Origin of the sequence: Bacillus sp. FSL W7-1360 (assembly GCF_038592975.1) — a bacterium.
Taxonomy (GTDB): Bacteria; Bacillota; Bacilli; order Bacillales; family Bacillaceae_D; genus Shouchella; species Shouchella lonarensis.
Genome location: NZ_CP151950.1, coordinates 2,049,759 through 2,068,235, shown reverse-complemented (window position 1 = coordinate 2,068,235; position 18,477 = coordinate 2,049,759). Strand labels below are relative to the sequence as shown.

Here is an 18,477-nt window from a genome sequence, read left to right as displayed (position 1 = left end):
AAACGAAAGGGAGGTACAGGGATGCTGAAAATCGGAGACATTAAGATGAAAAACCAAGTCGTGCTTGCACCAATGGCGGGGGTATGTAACCCAGCATTTCGCTTAATTGCAAAAGAGTTTGGTGCTGGACTTGTTTGTGCAGAGATGGTGAGTGACAAGGCGATTTTACATCAAAACGAGAAGTCACTTCAAATGTTGTATGTAGATGAAAGAGAAAAGCCACTCAGCTTGCAGATTTTTGGTGGCGAAAAAGAAACGCTTGTTGAAGCGGCGCGTTTTGTTGACCAAAATACGAACGCAGATATTATTGATATTAATATGGGGTGCCCAGTCCCAAAGATTACGAAATGTGATGCTGGTGCTCGCTGGCTTCTTGATCCAACTAAAATTTACGAGATGGTTGCGGCGACGGTTGATGCAGTGAAAAAACCGGTAACAGTGAAAATGCGAATTGGTTGGGATGAAGACCACATTTTTGCGATCGAAAATGCCCAAGCAGTTGAGCGTGCTGGCGGTAGTGCAGTCGCGGTACACGGTCGGACGCGGGTCCAAATGTACGAAGGCGTTGCCAATTGGGAGATCATTCGTGATGTGAAGCAAGCGGTCAAGATTCCTGTTATTGGGAATGGTGATGTGACAACGCCGCAAGAAGCAAAGCGGATGCTTGATGAATACGGCGTGGATGGTGTGATGATTGGACGAGCGGCACTTGGGAATCCTTGGATGCTTTATCGGACGATTCGTTATCTAGAAAATGGCGAGTTGCCGCCTGAGCCGACAGCACGCGAGAAAATCAACGTGTGTTTATTGCACTTAGATCGTTTAATTGCGTTAAAAGGCGAGCGCGTGGCTGTAAGAGAAATGCGGAAGCATACAGCGTGGTACATTAAAGGCATGCGCGGCAAAGCGAAGATCCGCGACAAAGTGAACCAATTTGAAACACGCGAAGATGTCGCAAGCACGCTACACGAGTATATTGACTACTTGGAGGCGCACGAACTAGCGCAAGTGTAAGTAGTGTTATACACTGTAACGATAATATAAATGGGATAGGGTTGGGCCGATTCGCTCGGTCTCTCCCTTTTTCATCCATGAACATAAGGGGTTGAAAAAAGGGATGACAGATGAAGTAGCATTGCATGACTTGTTGGCGGTGCGTCAAGACAAGTTGCAGCAGTTATACGATCAAGGTGTGGCGCCTTTTGGCGGGAAGTTTTTACGTACGCATACGGCAGAGCAAGTGATCGAACAATTTTCTTCTTTCTCAAAGGAAGATTTAGCAACGAAAAATGATCGTGTTGTACTAGCAGGGCGATTAATGACAAAAAGGGGAAAAGGGAAAGCGGGCTTTGCTCATGTTCAGGACTTGAGTGGACAAATTCAAATTTATGTTCGTCAAGATGCGATTGGCGACGAAGCGTATGATTTATTTAAAGCGCTAGATATTGGTGATATGGTTGGCTTTACTGGTGTTCCTTTTAAAACGAAGGTTGGGGAAATGTCAGTCAAAGTAACGGAGTTAACACTGCTTAGTAAATCGCTGCGCCCACTACCGGATAAATATCACGGTTTAAAAGATGTGGAACAGCGCTATCGTCAGCGTTACTTAGATTTGATTACGAGTGAACAATCTCGAGATGTGTTTATCATGCGCAGTAAAATCATTCAAGCGATCCGGCGTTTCTTAGATCATAAAGGATTTTTGGAAGTGGAAACACCAATGATGCATAGCATCCCGGGCGGTGCGTCAGCACGTCCGTTTGTGACGCACCATAACACGCTTGATATGACATTGTATATGCGTGTCGCGCCGGAACTACATTTAAAGCGATTGATTATTGGTGGCTTGGAGAAAGTTTATGAAATCGGGCGGAACTTCCGTAATGAAGGTGTGTCGACACGGCATAACCCTGAGTTCACAATGATGGAATTGTACGAGGCATATGCCGATTTCGAAGATATGATGGCATTGACAGAGAAGCTCATTTCCCACGTTGCAGAAGAAGTATGTGGCACGACAACGCTCGTGTATGACGAGCACGAGGTCAACCTTGCTCCTGGGTGGGCACGCATCCACATGGTTGATGCAGTGAAAGAAAAAACAGGCGTTGACTTTTGGCAACAAATGAGCGATGAAGAGGCACGGAGTTTAGCGAGAGAGCACGGGGTGCCTGTGAAGGGAACAATGAAATTTGGGCACGTCGTCAACGAATTTTTCGAGCATTTCGTTGAAGAAACGCTTATTCAACCAACATTTATATACGGGCACCCGCTAGAAATTTCCCCACTTGCGAAAAAAAATGACCGTGACCCGAGATTCACCGACCGGTTTGAGTTGTTTATGGTTCGGCGTGAGCACGGAAATGCTTTTTCAGAGTTAAATGATCCAATTGACCAGAAACAGCGCTTTGAGTCACAGCTTTTAGAGCGAGAACAGGGTGATGATGAAGCCCATATGATGGATGAAGATTTTGTAGAGGCACTTGAATATGGTATGCCGCCGACCGGTGGATTGGGGATTGGAATTGACCGTCTTGTCATGCTTTTGACAAATGCATCGTCCATTCGTGATGTGTTGCTGTTCCCGCAAATGCGTGGTCGGGAAAAGAGCGACTGACAAAATGTAAATGTAGCATTTAAGTGAGCGGAGATATTAGCTATAATGGTGTGAACAGGTGTAATCCAGCACCTGTTCAATTTTTTTTTTGGAAGAAATAATAAAAAGCCCTTGCAAACATATTTGATAGATGATATAATATTTCTTGTCGCTAAGCCTTCGGTGATGTTGATACATAATTTTATTAAAAAGATATTGACAGTAGAAGGAGCAACTGGTATTATATAAAAGTTGCTAACAAGCGACACAAGCTCATTGAAAACTAAACAATAGCTAAGCGTAAAAAGAGATCAATAGATCTCAACACATGTAAGAACCACAAAGAAATTTGTGAATGAGCAATCAAACACTTTAATGGAGAGTTTGATCCTGGCTCAGGACGAACGCTGGCGGCGTGCCTAATACATGCAAGTCGAGCGCACAGAAGGGAGCTTGCTCCCGGAAGTGAGCGGCGGACGGGTGAGTAACACGTGGGCAACCTGCCCCCTAGCCTGGGATAACTTCGGGAAACCGAAGCTAATACCGGATCATATATGGACCTACCTAGGTCAATATTAAAAGATGGCTTCTGCTATCACTAAGGGATGGGCCCGCGGCGCATTAGCTAGTTGGTGAGGTAACAGCTCACCAAGGCGACGATGCGTAGCCGACCTGAGAGGGTGATCGGCCACACTGGGACTGAGACACGGCCCAGACTCCTACGGGAGGCAGCAGTAGGGAATCTTCCGCAATGGACGAAAGTCTGACGGAGCAACGCCGCGTGAGTGAGGAAGGCCTTCGGGTCGTAAAGCTCTGTTGTGAGGGAAGAACAAGTACCGTTTGAATAAGGCGGTACCGTGACGGTACCTCACCAGAAAGCCACGGCTAACTACGTGCCAGCAGCCGCGGTAATACGTAGGTGGCAAGCGTTGTCCGGAATTATTGGGCGTAAAGCGCGCGCAGGCGGCTTCTTAAGTCTGATGTGAAATCTTGCGGCTCAACCGCAAGCGGCCATTGGAAACTGGGAAGCTTGAGTACAGAAGAGGAGAGTGGAATTCCACGTGTAGCGGTGAAATGCGTAGATATGTGGAGGAACACCAGTGGCGAAGGCGACTCTCTGGTCTGTAACTGACGCTGAGGCGCGAAAGCGTGGGGAGCAAACAGGATTAGATACCCTGGTAGTCCACGCCGTAAACGATGAGTGCTAGGTGTTAGGGGTTTCGATGCCCTTAGTGCCGAAGTAAACACATTAAGCACTCCGCCTGGGGAGTACGACCGCAAGGTTGAAACTCAAAGGAATTGACGGGGACCCGCACAAGCAGTGGAGCATGTGGTTTAATTCGAAGCAACGCGAAGAACCTTACCAGGTCTTGACATCCTTTGACCACCCTAGAGATAGGGCTTTCCCTTCGGGGACAAAGTGACAGGTGGTGCATGGTTGTCGTCAGCTCGTGTCGTGAGATGTTGGGTTAAGTCCCGCAACGAGCGCAACCCTTGATCTTAGTTGCCAGCATTCAGTTGGGCACTCTAAGGTGACTGCCGGTGACAAACCGGAGGAAGGTGGGGACGACGTCAAATCATCATGCCCCTTATGACCTGGGCTACACACGTGCTACAATGGATGGTACAAAGGGAAGCGAAACCGCGAGGTGGAGCCAATCCCATAAAGCCATTCTCAGTTCGGATTGTAGGCTGCAACTCGCCTACATGAAGCCGGAATTGCTAGTAATCGCGGATCAGCATGCCGCGGTGAATACGTTCCCGGGTCTTGTACACACCGCCCGTCACACCACGAGAGTTTGTAACACCCGAAGTCGGTGAGGGAACCTTTTGGACCCAGCCGCCTAAGGTGGGACAGATGATTGGGGTGAAGTCGTAACAAGGTAGCCGTATCGGAAGGTGCGGCTGGATCACCTCCTTTCTATGGAGTCATACTCTAGTCGATACGATTGTCGTAAGACATCGTAACGCTTGCGCTATTGTTTAGTTTTGAGTGAGCAACATCACTCAAAAAATGGTTCTTTGAAAACTAAATCATGAAACAACTCAAATGAGTCATGGACGCGTGCTTCGCACGAAGAAATGACGTCTAGGATGAAAGAAAGCAAACTTTTTGCTTTAGCAAGACTGACAAAGTAGACAGTGGATGAAAATCCGCCGTTGATCTTTGAATAGTTTTTGTGAAAAAAACCGAGAAGTTCGAGGACACAAGCGTTCGAAGGAAGGAGCGTATCTTAATACGTGACTGACTGAGAAACGCGCAGTGGACGAAGAAATTCGAAGGTTATTTTTACAAAAAGGATAAGGTAGAAAGGGCGCACGGTGAATGCCTAGGCACTAGGAGCCGAAGAAGGACGCGACGAACAGCGAAATGCTTCGGGGAGCTGTAAGTAAGCAATGATCCGGAGATCTCCGAATGGGGAAACCCACCATCCGTAATGGGATGGTACCCACATCTGAACACATAGGATGTGAGGAGGCAGACCTGGGGAACTGAAACATCTAAGTACCCAGAGGAAGAGAAAGAAAAATCGATTTCCTAAGTAGCGGCGAGCGAAACGGAAAGAGCCCAAACCAAGAGGCTAGCCTCTTGGGGTTGTAGGACACGCAACATGGAGTTACAAAGAAACGGCGTAAGTGAAGCATCTGGAAAGATGCGCGGTACAAGGTAACAGCCCTGTAGCTGAAACTTCGTTTCCTCCTGCGTGGATCCTGAGTACGGCGGGACACGAGAAACCCCGTCGGAATCCGGGAGGACCATCTCCCAAGGCTAAATACTCCCTAGTGACCGATAGTGAACCAGTACCGTGAGGGAAAGGTGAAAAGCACCCCGGAAGGGGAGTGAAAGAGATCCTGAAACCGTGTGCCTACAACTAGTCAGAGCCCGTTAATGGGTGATGGCGTGCCTTTTGTAGAATGAACCGGCGAGTTACGGTGTCGTGCAAGGTTAAGCATGAAAAAGCGGAGCCGCAGCGAAAGCGAGTCTGAATAGGGCGCTATAGTACGCCGCCGTAGACCCGAAACCGTGTGATCTACCCATGTCCAGGGTGAAGGTCGGGTAACACCGACTGGAGGCCCGAACCCACGCAAGTTGAAAATTGCGGGGATGAGGTGTGGGTAGGGGTGAAATGCCAATCGAACTCGGAAATAGCTGGTTCTCCCCGAAATAGCTTTAGGGCTAGCCTCGAGTGAAGAGTATTGGAGGTAGAGCACTGATTGGACGAGGGGTCCCCACAGGATTACCGAATTCAGTCAAACTCCGAATGCCAAATACTTATGCTCGGGAGTCAGACTGCGAGTGCTAAGATCCGTAGTCAAGAGGGAAACAGCCCAGACCATCAGCTAAGGTCCCAAAGTATACGTTAAGTGGAAAAGGATGTGGCGTTGCTTAGACAACCAGGATGTTGGCTTAGAAGCAGCCATCATTGAAAGAGTGCGTAATAGCTCACTGGTCGAGTGACGCTGCGCCGAAAATGTACCGGGGCTAAACGTATCACCGAAGCTATGGCAATCCCGTAAGGGATTGGGTAGGGGAGCGTTCCAAGGACAGTGAAGGTAGACCGAGAGGACTATTGGAGTGCTTGGAAGTGAGAATGCCGGTATGAGTAGCGAAAAGAGGGGTGAGAATCCCCTCCGTCGAAAGCCCAAGGTTTCCTGAGGAAGGCTCGTCCGCTCAGGGTAAGTCGGGACCTAAGCCGAGGCCGAAAGGCGTAGGCGATGGACAACAGGTAGAAATTCCTGTACCACCTCGTATTCGTTTGAACGATGGGGGGACGCAGAAAGGTAGGGAGAGCGCGCCGCTGGCTGAGCGCGTCGAAGCAGTGAGGCTGAAACGTAGGCAAATCCGCGTTTCATAAAGGCTGAGCTGTGACCGTGAAGGACCCTAGGGTCCGAAATCCCTGATCCTCCGCTGCCAAGAAAAGCCTCTAGTGAGAAGACAGGTGCCCGTACCGCAAACCGACACAGGTAGGCGAGAAGAGAATTCTAAGACGCGCGGGATAACTCTCGTTAAGGAACTCGGCAAAATGACCCCGTAACTTCGGGAGAAGGGGTGCTCTAATAGGGTGAATAGCCCGAGAGAGCCGCAGTGAAAAGATCCAAGCGACTGTTTAGCAAAAACACAGGTCTCTGCGAAGCCGCAAGGCGAAGTATAGGGGCTGACACCTGCCCGGTGCTGGAAGGTTAAGAGGAGGGGTTATCCCTTACGGGAGAAGCTCTGAATTGAAGCCCCAGTAAACGGCGGCCGTAACTATAACGGTCCTAAGGTAGCGAAATTCCTTGTCGGGTAAGTTCCGACCCGCACGAATGGTGTAACGACTTGGATACTGTCTCAACGAGAGACCCGGTGAAATTATAGTACCTGTGAAGATGCAGGTTACCCGCGACAGGACGGAAAGACCCCATGGAGCTTTACTGTAGCTTGATAGTGAGTGTTGGTATCGTTTGTACAGGATAGGTAGGAGCCAAGGAAGCCGGAGCGCCAGCTTCGGTGGAGGCATCGGTGGGATACTACCCTGACGATACTGACATTCTAACCTCGACCCGTGATCCGGGTCAGGGACATTGTCAGGTGGGCAGTTTGACTGGGGCGGTCGCCTCCTAAACAGTAACGGAGGCGCCCAAAGGTTCCCTCAGAATGGTTGGAAATCATTCGTAGAGTGCAAAGGCATAAGGGAGCTTGACTGCGAGACCTACAAGTCGAGCAGGGACGAAAGTCGGGCTTAGTGATCCGGCGGTGCCGTATGGAAGGGCCGTCGCTCAACGGATAAAAGCTACCCTGGGGATAACAGGCTAATCTCCCCCAAGAGTCCACATCGACGGGGAGGTTTGGCACCTCGATGTCGGCTCGTCGCATCCTGGGGCTGTAGTAGGTCCCAAGGGTTGGGCTGTTCGCCCATTAAAGCGGCACGCGAGCTGGGTTCAGAACGTCGTGAGACAGTTCGGTCCCTATCCGTCGCGGGCGTAGGAAATTTGAGAGGAGCTGTCCTTAGTACGAGAGGACCGGGATGGACATACCGCTGGTGTACCAGTTGTTCCGCCAGGAGCATCGCTGGGTAGCTACGTATGGTCGGGATAAGTGCTGAAAGCATCTAAGCACGAAGCCCCCCTCAAGATGAGATTTCCCATGACGCAAGTCAGTAAGACCCCTTAGAGATGATGAGGTTGATAGGTCTGGAGTGGAAGTGTGGCGACACATGGAGCGGACAGATACTAATCGGTCGAGGTCTTATCCTAAATATTCATCCTTACATTTGAGTCCCATGGTTTAGTTTTGAGAGAATCGTTCTCTCATTATCCGGTGCTTATGGCAAAGAGGTCACACCCGTTCCCATGCCGAACACGGTCGTTAAGCTCTTTTGCGTCGATAGTAGTTGGGGGCTTCCCCCTGCGAGCGTAGATCAGTGCCGGGTGATAGTTGGAGGATTAGCTCAGCTGGGAGAGCACCTGCCTTACAAGCAGGGGGTCGGCGGTTCGATCCCGTCATCCTCCATTAATTATGCCGGTCTAGCTCAATTGGTAGAGCAACTGACTTGTAATCAGTAGGTTGGGGGTTCAAGTCCTCTGGCCGGCACCATTATATAAATTTATTTTATTTATGATAAATGTAAGAGCCATTAGCTCAGTTGGTAGAGCATCTGACTTTTAATCAGAGGGTCGAAGGTTCGAATCCTTCATGGCTCACCATGTTTGCGGGTGTGGCGGAATTGGCAGACGCGCTAGACTTAGGATCTAGTGTCTTTATGACGTGGGGGTTCAAGTCCCTTCACCCGCATTTACTTGCGGGAGTAGTTCAGTGGTAGAACACCACCTTGCCAAGGTGGGGGTCGCGAGTTCGAATCTCGTCTTCCGCTTGATAATAGTATTAGTAAGTCCTAGCCGGGGTGGTGGAATTGGCAGACACACAGGACTTAAAATCCTGCGGTAGGTGACTACCGTGCCGGTTCAAGTCCGGCCCTCGGCACCAGTAATTTCATAATGCGCCCGTAGCTCAATTGGATAGAGTGTCTGACTACGGATCAGAAGGTTAGGGGTTCGACTCCTCTCGGGCGCGCCATTTGATAAATCGGGAAGTAGCTCAGCTTGGTAGAGCACTTGGTTTGGGACCAAGGGGTCGCAGGTTCAAATCCTGTCTTCCCGACCATTAGAAATGGGGCCTTAGCTCAGCTGGGAGAGCGCCTGCTTTGCACGCAGGAGGTCAGCGGTTCGATCCCGCTAGGCTCCACCAATTCAACAAAGCTATTGACAAGGAACAAAATTAGTAGTAAACTTTTTAAGTCGCCAACAAACAGCGACACAAGCTCATTGAAAACTAAACAATAGCCAAGCGTAAAGAGAGATCAATAGATCTCAACATGTAAGCCACAAAGAAATTTGTGCAAAATGAGCAAATCAAACACTTTAATGGAGAGTTTGATCCTGGCTCAGGACGAACGCTGGCGGCGTGCCTAATACATGCAAGTCGAGCGCACAGAAGGGAGCTTGCTCCCGGAAGTGAGCGGCGGACGGGTGAGTAACACGTGGGCAACCTGCCCCCTAGCCTGGGATAACTTCGGGAAACCGAAGCTAATACCGGATCATATATGGACCTACCTAGGTCAATATTAAAAGATGGCTTTTGCTATCACTAAGGGATGGGCCCGCGGCGCATTAGCTAGTTGGTGAGGTAACAGCTCACCAAGGCGACGATGCGTAGCCGACCTGAGAGGGTGATCGGCCACACTGGGACTGAGACACGGCCCAGACTCCTACGGGAGGCAGCAGTAGGGAATCTTCCGCAATGGACGAAAGTCTGACGGAGCAACGCCGCGTGAGTGAGGAAGGCCTTCGGGTCGTAAAGCTCTGTTGTGAGGGAAGAACAAGTACCGTTTGAATAAGGCGGTACCGTGACGGTACCTCACCAGAAAGCCACGGCTAACTACGTGCCAGCAGCCGCGGTAATACGTAGGTGGCAAGCGTTGTCCGGAATTATTGGGCGTAAAGCGCGCGCAGGCGGCTTCTTAAGTCTGATGTGAAATCTTGCGGCTCAACCGCAAGCGGCCATTGGAAACTGGGAAGCTTGAGTACAGAAGAGGAGAGTGGAATTCCACGTGTAGCGGTGAAATGCGTAGATATGTGGAGGAACACCAGTGGCGAAGGCGACTCTCTGGTCTGTAACTGACGCTGAGGCGCGAAAGCGTGGGGAGCAAACAGGATTAGATACCCTGGTAGTCCACGCCGTAAACGATGAGTGCTAGGTGTTAGGGGTTTCGATGCCCTTAGTGCCGAAGTAAACACATTAAGCACTCCGCCTGGGGAGTACGACCGCAAGGTTGAAACTCAAAGGAATTGACGGGGACCCGCACAAGCAGTGGAGCATGTGGTTTAATTCGAAGCAACGCGAAGAACCTTACCAGGTCTTGACATCCTTTGACCACCCTAGAGATAGGGCTTTCCCTTCGGGGACAAAGTGACAGGTGGTGCATGGTTGTCGTCAGCTCGTGTCGTGAGATGTTGGGTTAAGTCCCGCAACGAGCGCAACCCTTGATCTTAGTTGCCAGCATTCAGTTGGGCACTCTAAGGTGACTGCCGGTGACAAACCGGAGGAAGGTGGGGACGACGTCAAATCATCATGCCCCTTATGACCTGGGCTACACACGTGCTACAATGGATGGTACAAAGGGAAGCGAAACCGCGAGGTGGAGCCAATCCCATAAAGCCATTCTCAGTTCGGATTGTAGGCTGCAACTCGCCTACATGAAGCCGGAATTGCTAGTAATCGCGGATCAGCATGCCGCGGTGAATACGTTCCCGGGTCTTGTACACACCGCCCGTCACACCACGAGAGTTTGTAACACCCGAAGTCGGTGAGGGAACCTTTTGGACCCAGCCGCCTAAGGTGGGACAGATGATTGGGGTGAAGTCGTAACAAGGTAGCCGTATCGGAAGGTGCGGCTGGATCACCTCCTTTCTATGGAGTCATACTCTAGTCGATACGATTGTCGTAAGACATCGTAACGCTTGCGCTATTGTTTAGTTTTGAGTGAGCAACATCACTCAAAAAATGGTTCTTTGAAAACTAAATCATGAAACGACTCAAATGAGTCATGGACGCGTGCTTCGCACGAAGAAATGACGTCTAGGATGAAAGAAAGCAAACTTTTTGCTTTAGCAAGACTGACAAAGTAGACAGTGGATGAAAATCCGCCGTTGATCTTTGAATAGTTTTTGTGAAAAAAACCGAGAAGTTCGAGGACACAAGCGTTCGAAGGAAGGAGCGTATCTTAATACGTGACTGACTGAGAAACGCGCAGTGGACGAAGAAATTCGAAGGTTATTTTTACAAAAAGGATAAGGTAGAAAGGGCGCACGGTGAATGCCTAGGCACTAGGAGCCGAAGAAGGACGCGACGAACAGCGAAATGCTTCGGGGAGCTGTAAGTAAGCAATGATCCGGAGATCTCCGAATGGGGAAACCCACCATCCGTAATGGGATGGTACCCACATCTGAACACATAGGATGTGAGGAGGCAGACCTGGGGAACTGAAACATCTAAGTACCCAGAGGAAGAGAAAGAAAAATCGATTTCCTAAGTAGCGGCGAGCGAAACGGAAAGAGCCCAAACCAAGAGGCTAGCCTCTTGGGGTTGTAGGACACGCAACATGGAGTTACAAAGAAACGGCGTAAGTGAAGCATCTGGAAAGATGCGCGGTACAAGGTAACAGCCCTGTAGCTGAAACTTCGTTTCCTCCTGCGTGGATCCTGAGTACGGCGGGACACGAGAAACCCCGTCGGAATCCGGGAGGACCATCTCCCAAGGCTAAATACTCCCTAGTGACCGATAGTGAACCAGTACCGTGAGGGAAAGGTGAAAAGCACCCCGGAAGGGGAGTGAAAGAGATCCTGAAACCGTGTGCCTACAACTAGTCAGAGCCCGTTAATGGGTGATGGCGTGCCTTTTGTAGAATGAACCGGCGAGTTACGGTGTCGTGCAAGGTTAAGCATGAAAAAGCGGAGCCGCAGCGAAAGCGAGTCTGAATAGGGCGCTATAGTACGCCGCCGTAGACCCGAAACCGTGTGATCTACCCATGTCCAGGGTGAAGGTCGGGTAACACCGACTGGAGGCCCGAACCCACGCAAGTTGAAAATTGCGGGGATGAGGTGTGGGTAGGGGTGAAATGCCAATCGAACTCGGAAATAGCTGGTTCTCCCCGAAATAGCTTTAGGGCTAGCCTCGAGTGAAGAGTATTGGAGGTAGAGCACTGATTGGACGAGGGGTCCCCACAGGATTACCGAATTCAGTCAAACTCCGAATGCCAAATACTTATGCTCGGGAGTCAGACTGCGAGTGCTAAGATCCGTAGTCAAGAGGGAAACAGCCCAGACCATCAGCTAAGGTCCCAAAGTATACGTTAAGTGGAAAAGGATGTGGCGTTGCTTAGACAACCAGGATGTTGGCTTAGAAGCAGCCATCATTGAAAGAGTGCGTAATAGCTCACTGGTCGAGTGACGCTGCGCCGAAAATGTACCGGGGCTAAACGTATCACCGAAGCTATGGCAATCCCGTAAGGGATTGGGTAGGGGAGCGTTCCAAGGACAGTGAAGGTAGACCGAGAGGACTATTGGAGTGCTTGGAAGTGAGAATGCCGGTATGAGTAGCGAAAAGAGGGGTGAGAATCCCCTCCGTCGAAAGCCCAAGGTTTCCTGAGGAAGGCTCGTCCGCTCAGGGTAAGTCGGGACCTAAGCCGAGGCCGAAAGGCGTAGGCGATGGACAACAGGTAGAAATTCCTGTACCACCTCGTATTCGTTTGAACGATGGGGGGACGCAGAAAGGTAGGGAGAGCGCGCCGCTGGCTGAGCGCGTCGAAGCAGTGAGGCTGAAACGTAGGCAAATCCGCGTTTCATAAAGGCTGAGCTGTGACCGTGAAGGACCCTAGGGTCCGAAATCCCTGATCCTCCGCTGCCAAGAAAAGCCTCTAGTGAGAAGACAGGTGCCCGTACCGCAAACCGACACAGGTAGGCGAGAAGAGAATTCTAAGACGCGCGGGATAACTCTCGTTAAGGAACTCGGCAAAATGACCCCGTAACTTCGGGAGAAGGGGTGCTCTAATAGGGTGAATAGCCCGAGAGAGCCGCAGTGAAAAGATCCAAGCGACTGTTTAGCAAAAACACAGGTCTCTGCGAAGCCGCAAGGCGAAGTATAGGGGCTGACACCTGCCCGGTGCTGGAAGGTTAAGAGGAGGGGTTATCCCTTACGGGAGAAGCTCTGAATTGAAGCCCCAGTAAACGGCGGCCGTAACTATAACGGTCCTAAGGTAGCGAAATTCCTTGTCGGGTAAGTTCCGACCCGCACGAATGGTGTAACGACTTGGATACTGTCTCAACGAGAGACCCGGTGAAATTATAGTACCTGTGAAGATGCAGGTTACCCGCGACAGGACGGAAAGACCCCATGGAGCTTTACTGTAGCTTGATAGTGAGTGTTGGTATCGTTTGTACAGGATAGGTAGGAGCCAAGGAAGCCGGAGCGCCAGCTTCGGTGGAGGCATCGGTGGGATACTACCCTGACGATACTGACATTCTAACCTCGACCCGTGATCCGGGTCAGGGACATTGTCAGGTGGGCAGTTTGACTGGGGCGGTCGCCTCCTAAACAGTAACGGAGGCGCCCAAAGGTTCCCTCAGAATGGTTGGAAATCATTCGTAGAGTGCAAAGGCATAAGGGAGCTTGACTGCGAGACCTACAAGTCGAGCAGGGACGAAAGTCGGGCTTAGTGATCCGGCGGTGCCGTATGGAAGGGCCGTCGCTCAACGGATAAAAGCTACCCTGGGGATAACAGGCTAATCTCCCCCAAGAGTCCACATCGACGGGGAGGTTTGGCACCTCGATGTCGGCTCGTCGCATCCTGGGGCTGTAGTAGGTCCCAAGGGTTGGGCTGTTCGCCCATTAAAGCGGCACGCGAGCTGGGTTCAGAACGTCGTGAGACAGTTCGGTCCCTATCCGTCGCGGGCGTAGGAAATTTGAGAGGAGCTGTCCTTAGTACGAGAGGACCGGGATGGACATACCGCTGGTGTACCAGTTGTTCCGCCAGGAGCATCGCTGGGTAGCTACGTATGGTCGGGATAAGTGCTGAAAGCATCTAAGCACGAAGCCCCCCTCAAGATGAGATTTCCCATGACGCAAGTCAGTAAGACCCCTTAGAGATGATGAGGTTGATAGGTCTGGAGTGGAAGTGTGGCGACACATGGAGCGGACAGATACTAATCGGTCGAGGTCTTATCCTAAATATTCATCCTTACATTTGAGTCCCATGGTTTAGTTTTGAGAGAATCGTTCTCTCATTATCCGGTGCTTATGGCAAAGAGGTCACACCCGTTCCCATGCCGAACACGGTCGTTAAGCTCTTTTGCGTCGATAGTAGTTGGGGGCTTCCCCCTGCGAGCGTAGATCAGTGCCGGGTTGATATTTAGTTTAAAAAGCACATCCCACTGGGTGTGCTTTTTTGGATTTTTTATGCCAACTACATCAAAAAATAAACATCCCGTTCACGTTACGGGATGTTTTATATGTGTTTAGGTCACGTAGCGTATCAATTATTTTATATATGCTGCACCAATGATGACAAGGAGGATAAATAAAACTACAATTAGTGCAAACCCGCTTCCGATACCGCTATCACAACCACCGCTTACTGGGCCGCATCCTTGATAATAACTCATTTGTACACACCGCCTTTACATTAAGGATACTATACCTTATGCAAATGTACCTGTTTGGCGACAAATCTGGGCGAATACTTAATCTTTTAACATGTGTCGAGGTAAAAATATTAGCAAGCAAAAGCAAAAAAAACTTGCATTTTAGTTCTGTATTTGATATTATATAATACGTCAGTAGGCATGGCCCGTTGGTCAAGCGGTTAAGACACCGCCCTTTCACGGCGGTAACACGGGTTCGAATCCCGTACGGGTCATTTTTTTTTTGGAGGATTAGCTCAGCTGGGAGAGCACCTGCCTTACAAGCAGGGGGTCGGCGGTTCGATCCCGTCATCCTCCACCATTTTATGCACACTTTTAACGGAGGGGTAGCGAAGTGGCTAAACGCGGCGGACTGTAAATCCGCTCCCTCAGGGTTCGGCGGTTCGAATCCGTCCCCCTCCACCATTAAGGTGGGCTATCGCCAAGCGGTAAGGCAACGGATTTTGATTCCGTCATGCCCTGGTTCGAATCCAGGTAGCCCAGCCATAGAGCCATTAGCTCAGTTGGTAGAGCATCTGACTTTTAATCAGAGGGTCGAAGGTTCGAATCCTTCATGGCTCATACAAGTAGGACCGTCACCCTGTGTCGGTTCTTTTATTTTTCCGATGAGAAAATATTTTTCATTATAGATTAGATGAGCTGATTTTTCTTGGGGAATCACCACATTGTTCATTTTCTTTTCTTGTTTTCATGGTATGATATTTGTGAAACCATCGGTCTGGAAAATCCGTATAACAATGTAGGTAGGGGATCAAATGGATATATTAACAGCTCGCTTAATAAGGGAGACAAAAAAAGGTAATGAGCAAGCATTTGCAGAACTAGTTGAGTTATATAAAGATAGTGTGTACCAAGTAATTTATCGGCTCGTAGGACATGCTCAAGAGGCGCAAGATATTTCTCAAGAGACTTTTTTGCGTGTTTATATGAATTTAGATAAGTATGATCTGACAAAGAAGTTCTCAACATGGCTTTTTCGTGTGGCGACGAATGCAGCAATTGATCGCTTACGAAGGCGTAAACCGGATATTTATTTACAAGATAAGATTAAAGGGACGGATGATCTCACTTATGAATCACAGTTAACTTCAAGCGAGGACTTACCTGAGCAGCAAGTTGTAAAAATGGAGCAACAAGCTTGGATACAAGCTGAGATTAATCAGTTACCGGTCAAGTACCGTACAATTATTGTATTAAAATATTTAGAGGATTTATCACTAAAGGAAATTAGCGAGATCATGGATATGCCTATAGCGACAGTGAAAACAAGGGTTCATCGTGGACGTGAAGCACTGAGAAAACGTATGCGTCATTTGTGACGACAGAAAGGAGGGGGTATGTGTGTCTACTTGTCAATTCTATAATGAAGTCATTCATAGATATTTGGATGGCGAGGCAACAAAAGAAGAAACTGCTGCAATGTACCAGCATATGTCCTCTTGCGCTGCTTGTGAACAGCATTTGAAGGAGTTAAAAAAGTCGATAGCGTTTATTCAAAGTTCTTCTCATATAGAGGCCCCGGCCAATCTCACGGCATGTGTGATGTCGCAATTACCAAAGCAAAAGAAGGTGTCACGTTTCAAACGGAAGTTACAACGTCATCCAATCCTCGTTGCAGTAGCGGTGTTTTTATTAATGATGTCGACATCTGTCTTTGCATCATGGGATTACAGCGGTCAGGATATTGTTGTATCGGGAAACGGTCCTTTTGTTATTGACAAAGAAAAAGGGATTGTAACTGTGCCAAAAGGGGCAGTGATTGAAGGCGATTTAATGGTTCGTAATGGAGAGCTTCAGCTTGAAGGGGAGGTAAAAGGCGATGTCCTTTTGTTAAATAGTGAGCTCAATGAATCATTGATGGCTTCTGTCAGTCATGTTACTGGTGAAATTGAGGAGATTGACCAAGCGCTTGCGTGGACTTGGTATAATATAAAGCAATTCTTTATCGACGTGGTATCTATTTTTAATAAAGACGACTAAGTTCTTGATTTTCCAATCACTTGATGGTTGAAAGTCAGCAACAATGTCGATGCTAAGGATGAACAAATTTTTTTGGTTGTTAAAGTTGAGATATGGAGGCGGGCATATGCTTTCATTAAACTATGATGTGTGGCCATGGCTGACGTATGTACGTCAAATTGTTGATATTTTGCTTGTAACGTATGTCGTATATAAATTAATTATGATTATTCGTGGAACGAGGGCAGTCCAATTGGTAAAGGGGATTGCTGTGATTTTTATTGTTTGGTTTGTGAGCAATCTTTTAGGTTTAAGCACACTGGAATTTATTACGAAGCAAACGGCGACTTTTGGTCTTTTAGCTATTATTATTATTTTCCAACCTGAATTGCGGCGAGGGTTGGAGCAACTTGGGCGTAGTCGGTGGTTTACAGGTCGACCTACACCAAAAGATGAACGAATACATTCGACAGTGGACGCAATTGTGAAAGCGTCAATGTATATGAGTAAGAGACGGATCGGCGCACTTGTGTCAGTTGAAAGAGAGACGGGTTTAAATGATTATGTTGAGACTGGTATTCCAATCCATGCTGTTTTGACTTCAGAGTTGTTAATTAATATATTCGTTCCTAATACGCCGTTGCATGATGGTGCTGTCGTCGTGAAAGGAGACAAAATTTTAGCGGCAGGTTGTTATCTGCCTTTGTCAGAGGACGTGACGATTTCAAAAGAGCTTGGCACACGTCATCGCGCTGCGCTAGGGATTAGTGAGATGACTGATTGTTTGACAGTTGTCGTCTCAGAAGAGACAGGCAGTATTTCTGTATCTAAAAATGGGACGCTGTATCGTGAATTGACAGAGAAACAGTTAGAAGAAATGCTCAAGCAGTCGCTAGTGCGTGCAACCACAGCAGCTGATGTTCGTTGGCAGTGGGGAGGGAAAAAGGATGGATAAATTATTTAACAGTATTTGGTTTGTCCGTATCCTTGCTTTTTTTATTGCGCTCATGCTTTTTGCGATGGTGAATCAAGACTACTTAGGTAAACCATCGCTTGTGCCAGAAGCGTCTCAATCTTCTTATACACTGGAAAATGTCCCATTAAAAGTTTTGTATGATGAAGCACGGTATGAGTTAGTCAATCAACAGGAGACCGTGAGTGTGGAATTGCAAGGATCTCAAGTGTCTATTACGTTGTTTCAATTAACAAATGGTCGTTCGACAGAAGTGTTTGTTGATGCGACGGAAGTGATGACAGAAGGAGAACAAACGTTGGTTGTACAGACCCGTAATTTTCCAAGTGATTTGTCTGTCACTGTTCAACCACAAGTTGCGACGGTAACATTAAAGGAAAAACAGGTTTCTTCTGTTCCGGTGCACGCGGAACTTAAGAATGTGGAGACATTAGATGATGAATACACGGTCGGTTCACCCATTGTGACGCCGGTCAATGTCGAAGTCATTGGGGCTGTAGATATATTGCAACAAATTTCTGAGGCAAAAGTATTTGTGGATGTGACAGGTGCAATGGAGAGTATTGAAGATGAATTCCAGGTCTACCTCTATGATGAGGACGGTAACGAGCTTGATTTAAATGTAGAGCCAAAGTTTGTGTCCGTGTCAGTCCCAATTACAAGTCCAACAAAACTTGTTCCAGTGAAGTTGACAACAGAAAATGATTTTCCTGAAGGGATGGGCATTGATGAGATAGAAATCGAACCAAATGAGGTGACGATTTACGGATCAAACGATATACTAGAGGAGATTGAATTTGTTGAGAGTGAACCAATTGACTTAGCGGGTATGTCTAATGAAGAAAAATTTTCTGCAAAAGTGCGCATGCCTAAAGGGATCGAAAGAGTTGAACCGAAAGAAGTGACTGCCTCATTTCAATTAGCGGAGGAGCAGTCGAAAACATTTGTGTCGCGTCCGATCAAAGTGACAGGTAAAAATGACGACCAGCAAGTGGTTTTTATGGAGGGGTCTGAGGAGACAGTGGATGTAACTGTCTTTGGTACTGCGTCGCGCTTGAAGCAAATTTCAGCTGAAGATATACATGTAACAGTGGATGTGAGCCAGTTAGATCACGGCGAGCATACGTTACCTTTAAAGGTAACAGGTCCTTTTTATGTACAATTTGAAACAGAGAAAGAAGTACGCGTTTACGTGCAGTCGTAGTTGATGGAA

General features: G+C 48.5%; 7 protein-coding genes, 14 tRNA genes and 6 rRNA genes. 26 read left to right on the top strand and 1 reads right to left on the bottom strand.

What is annotated here, in order from left to right; all coding sequences use genetic code 11:
• Positions 1-21: 21 nt before the first annotated feature.
• The 17 genes from dusB (at position 22) to rrf (NSQ26_RS10590) (ending at position 14,034) form a co-directional block, all read left to right on the top strand.
• Positions 22-1,014, top strand: a complete 993-nt coding sequence (gene dusB / locus NSQ26_RS10670) for a tRNA dihydrouridine synthase DusB (RefSeq protein WP_090776625.1) — start codon at positions 22-24, stop codon at positions 1,012-1,014.
• Between the two features lie 103 nt (positions 1,015-1,117).
• Positions 1,118-2,617, top strand: a complete 1,500-nt coding sequence (gene lysS, locus NSQ26_RS10665; RefSeq protein WP_499718137.1) for a lysine--tRNA ligase — start codon at positions 1,118-1,120, stop codon at positions 2,615-2,617.
• Between the two features lie 351 nt (positions 2,618-2,968).
• Positions 2,969-4,517: ribosomal RNA gene (locus NSQ26_RS10660) — 16S ribosomal RNA — on the top strand.
• A 378-nt stretch (positions 4,518-4,895) separates the two neighbouring features.
• Positions 4,896-7,831: ribosomal RNA gene (locus tag NSQ26_RS10655) — 23S ribosomal RNA — on the top strand.
• Positions 7,832-7,891: 60 nt separating this feature from the next.
• Positions 7,892-8,007: ribosomal RNA gene (gene rrf / locus NSQ26_RS10650) — 5S ribosomal RNA — on the top strand.
• Between the two features lie 7 nt (positions 8,008-8,014).
• Positions 8,015-8,087: transfer RNA gene (locus NSQ26_RS10645), tRNA-Val, on the top strand.
• An 8-nt stretch (positions 8,088-8,095) separates the two neighbouring features.
• Positions 8,096-8,171 (top strand) — tRNA-Thr (locus NSQ26_RS10640).
• Between the two features lie 34 nt (positions 8,172-8,205).
• Positions 8,206-8,281 (top strand) — tRNA-Lys (locus NSQ26_RS10635).
• Positions 8,282-8,286: 5 nt separating this feature from the next.
• Positions 8,287-8,369 (top strand) — tRNA-Leu (locus NSQ26_RS10630).
• Positions 8,370-8,376: 7 nt separating this feature from the next.
• A tRNA-Gly gene (locus NSQ26_RS10625) sits at positions 8,377-8,448 on the top strand.
• Positions 8,449-8,472: 24 nt separating this feature from the next.
• Positions 8,473-8,561 (top strand) — tRNA-Leu (locus NSQ26_RS10620).
• A gap of 13 nt (positions 8,562-8,574) precedes the next feature.
• Positions 8,575-8,651: transfer RNA gene (locus tag NSQ26_RS10615), tRNA-Arg, on the top strand.
• 10 nt (positions 8,652-8,661) lie between these two features.
• A tRNA-Pro gene (locus tag NSQ26_RS10610) sits at positions 8,662-8,738 on the top strand.
• A gap of 8 nt (positions 8,739-8,746) precedes the next feature.
• Positions 8,747-8,822 (top strand) — tRNA-Ala (locus tag NSQ26_RS10605).
• A 173-nt stretch (positions 8,823-8,995) separates the two neighbouring features.
• Positions 8,996-10,544, top strand: a 16S ribosomal RNA gene (locus NSQ26_RS10600).
• Between the two features lie 378 nt (positions 10,545-10,922).
• Positions 10,923-13,858, top strand: a 23S ribosomal RNA gene (locus NSQ26_RS10595).
• A gap of 60 nt (positions 13,859-13,918) precedes the next feature.
• A 5S ribosomal RNA gene (gene rrf, locus NSQ26_RS10590) occupies positions 13,919-14,034 on the top strand.
• The 16S, 23S and 5S rRNA genes sit together here with 9 tRNA genes alongside, the layout of an rRNA operon.
• 133 nt (positions 14,035-14,167) lie before the next feature.
• Here rrf (NSQ26_RS10590) and NSQ26_RS10585 read toward each other — a convergent pair.
• On the bottom strand, positions 14,168-14,293 hold the full coding sequence (locus NSQ26_RS10585) for a YjcZ family sporulation protein (RefSeq protein WP_090776710.1): 126 nt from the start codon (positions 14,291-14,293) through the stop codon (positions 14,168-14,170).
• A 182-nt stretch (positions 14,294-14,475) separates the two neighbouring features.
• Between NSQ26_RS10585 and NSQ26_RS10580 the strand changes: the two genes are divergently transcribed.
• The 9 genes from NSQ26_RS10580 to NSQ26_RS10540 all read left to right on the top strand — a co-directional run bounded on the left by NSQ26_RS10580 (position 14,476) and on the right by NSQ26_RS10540 (position 18,468).
• Positions 14,476-14,547: transfer RNA gene (locus NSQ26_RS10580), tRNA-Glu, on the top strand.
• A 10-nt stretch (positions 14,548-14,557) separates the two neighbouring features.
• A tRNA-Val gene (locus NSQ26_RS10575) sits at positions 14,558-14,633 on the top strand.
• Between the two features lie 19 nt (positions 14,634-14,652).
• Positions 14,653-14,737: transfer RNA gene (locus NSQ26_RS10570), tRNA-Tyr, on the top strand.
• Positions 14,738-14,743: 6 nt separating this feature from the next.
• Positions 14,744-14,818 (top strand) — tRNA-Gln (locus NSQ26_RS10565).
• Positions 14,819-14,820: 2 nt separating this feature from the next.
• Positions 14,821-14,893 (top strand) — tRNA-Lys (locus NSQ26_RS10560).
• A gap of 194 nt (positions 14,894-15,087) precedes the next feature.
• On the top strand, positions 15,088-15,651 hold the full coding sequence (sigW, locus tag NSQ26_RS10555) for an RNA polymerase sigma factor SigW (RefSeq protein WP_090776711.1): 564 nt from the start codon (positions 15,088-15,090) through the stop codon (positions 15,649-15,651).
• A gap of 22 nt (positions 15,652-15,673) precedes the next feature.
• Entirely contained in the window at positions 15,674-16,312 is a 639-nt protein-coding gene (locus tag NSQ26_RS10550) for an anti-sigma factor family protein (RefSeq protein ID WP_090776712.1), read from the top strand.
• Positions 16,313-16,418: 106 nt separating this feature from the next.
• Entirely contained in the window at positions 16,419-17,246 is an 828-nt protein-coding gene (cdaA, locus tag NSQ26_RS10545; RefSeq protein WP_499718136.1) for a diadenylate cyclase CdaA, read from the top strand.
• Complete coding sequence (locus NSQ26_RS10540) at positions 17,239-18,468, top strand: CdaR family protein (protein WP_499718135.1); 1,230 nt, start codon at positions 17,239-17,241, stop codon at positions 18,466-18,468. The genes cdaA and NSQ26_RS10540 overlap by 8 nt, the downstream gene beginning before the upstream one ends.
• The last annotated feature ends 9 nt before the right edge of the window (positions 18,469-18,477 follow it).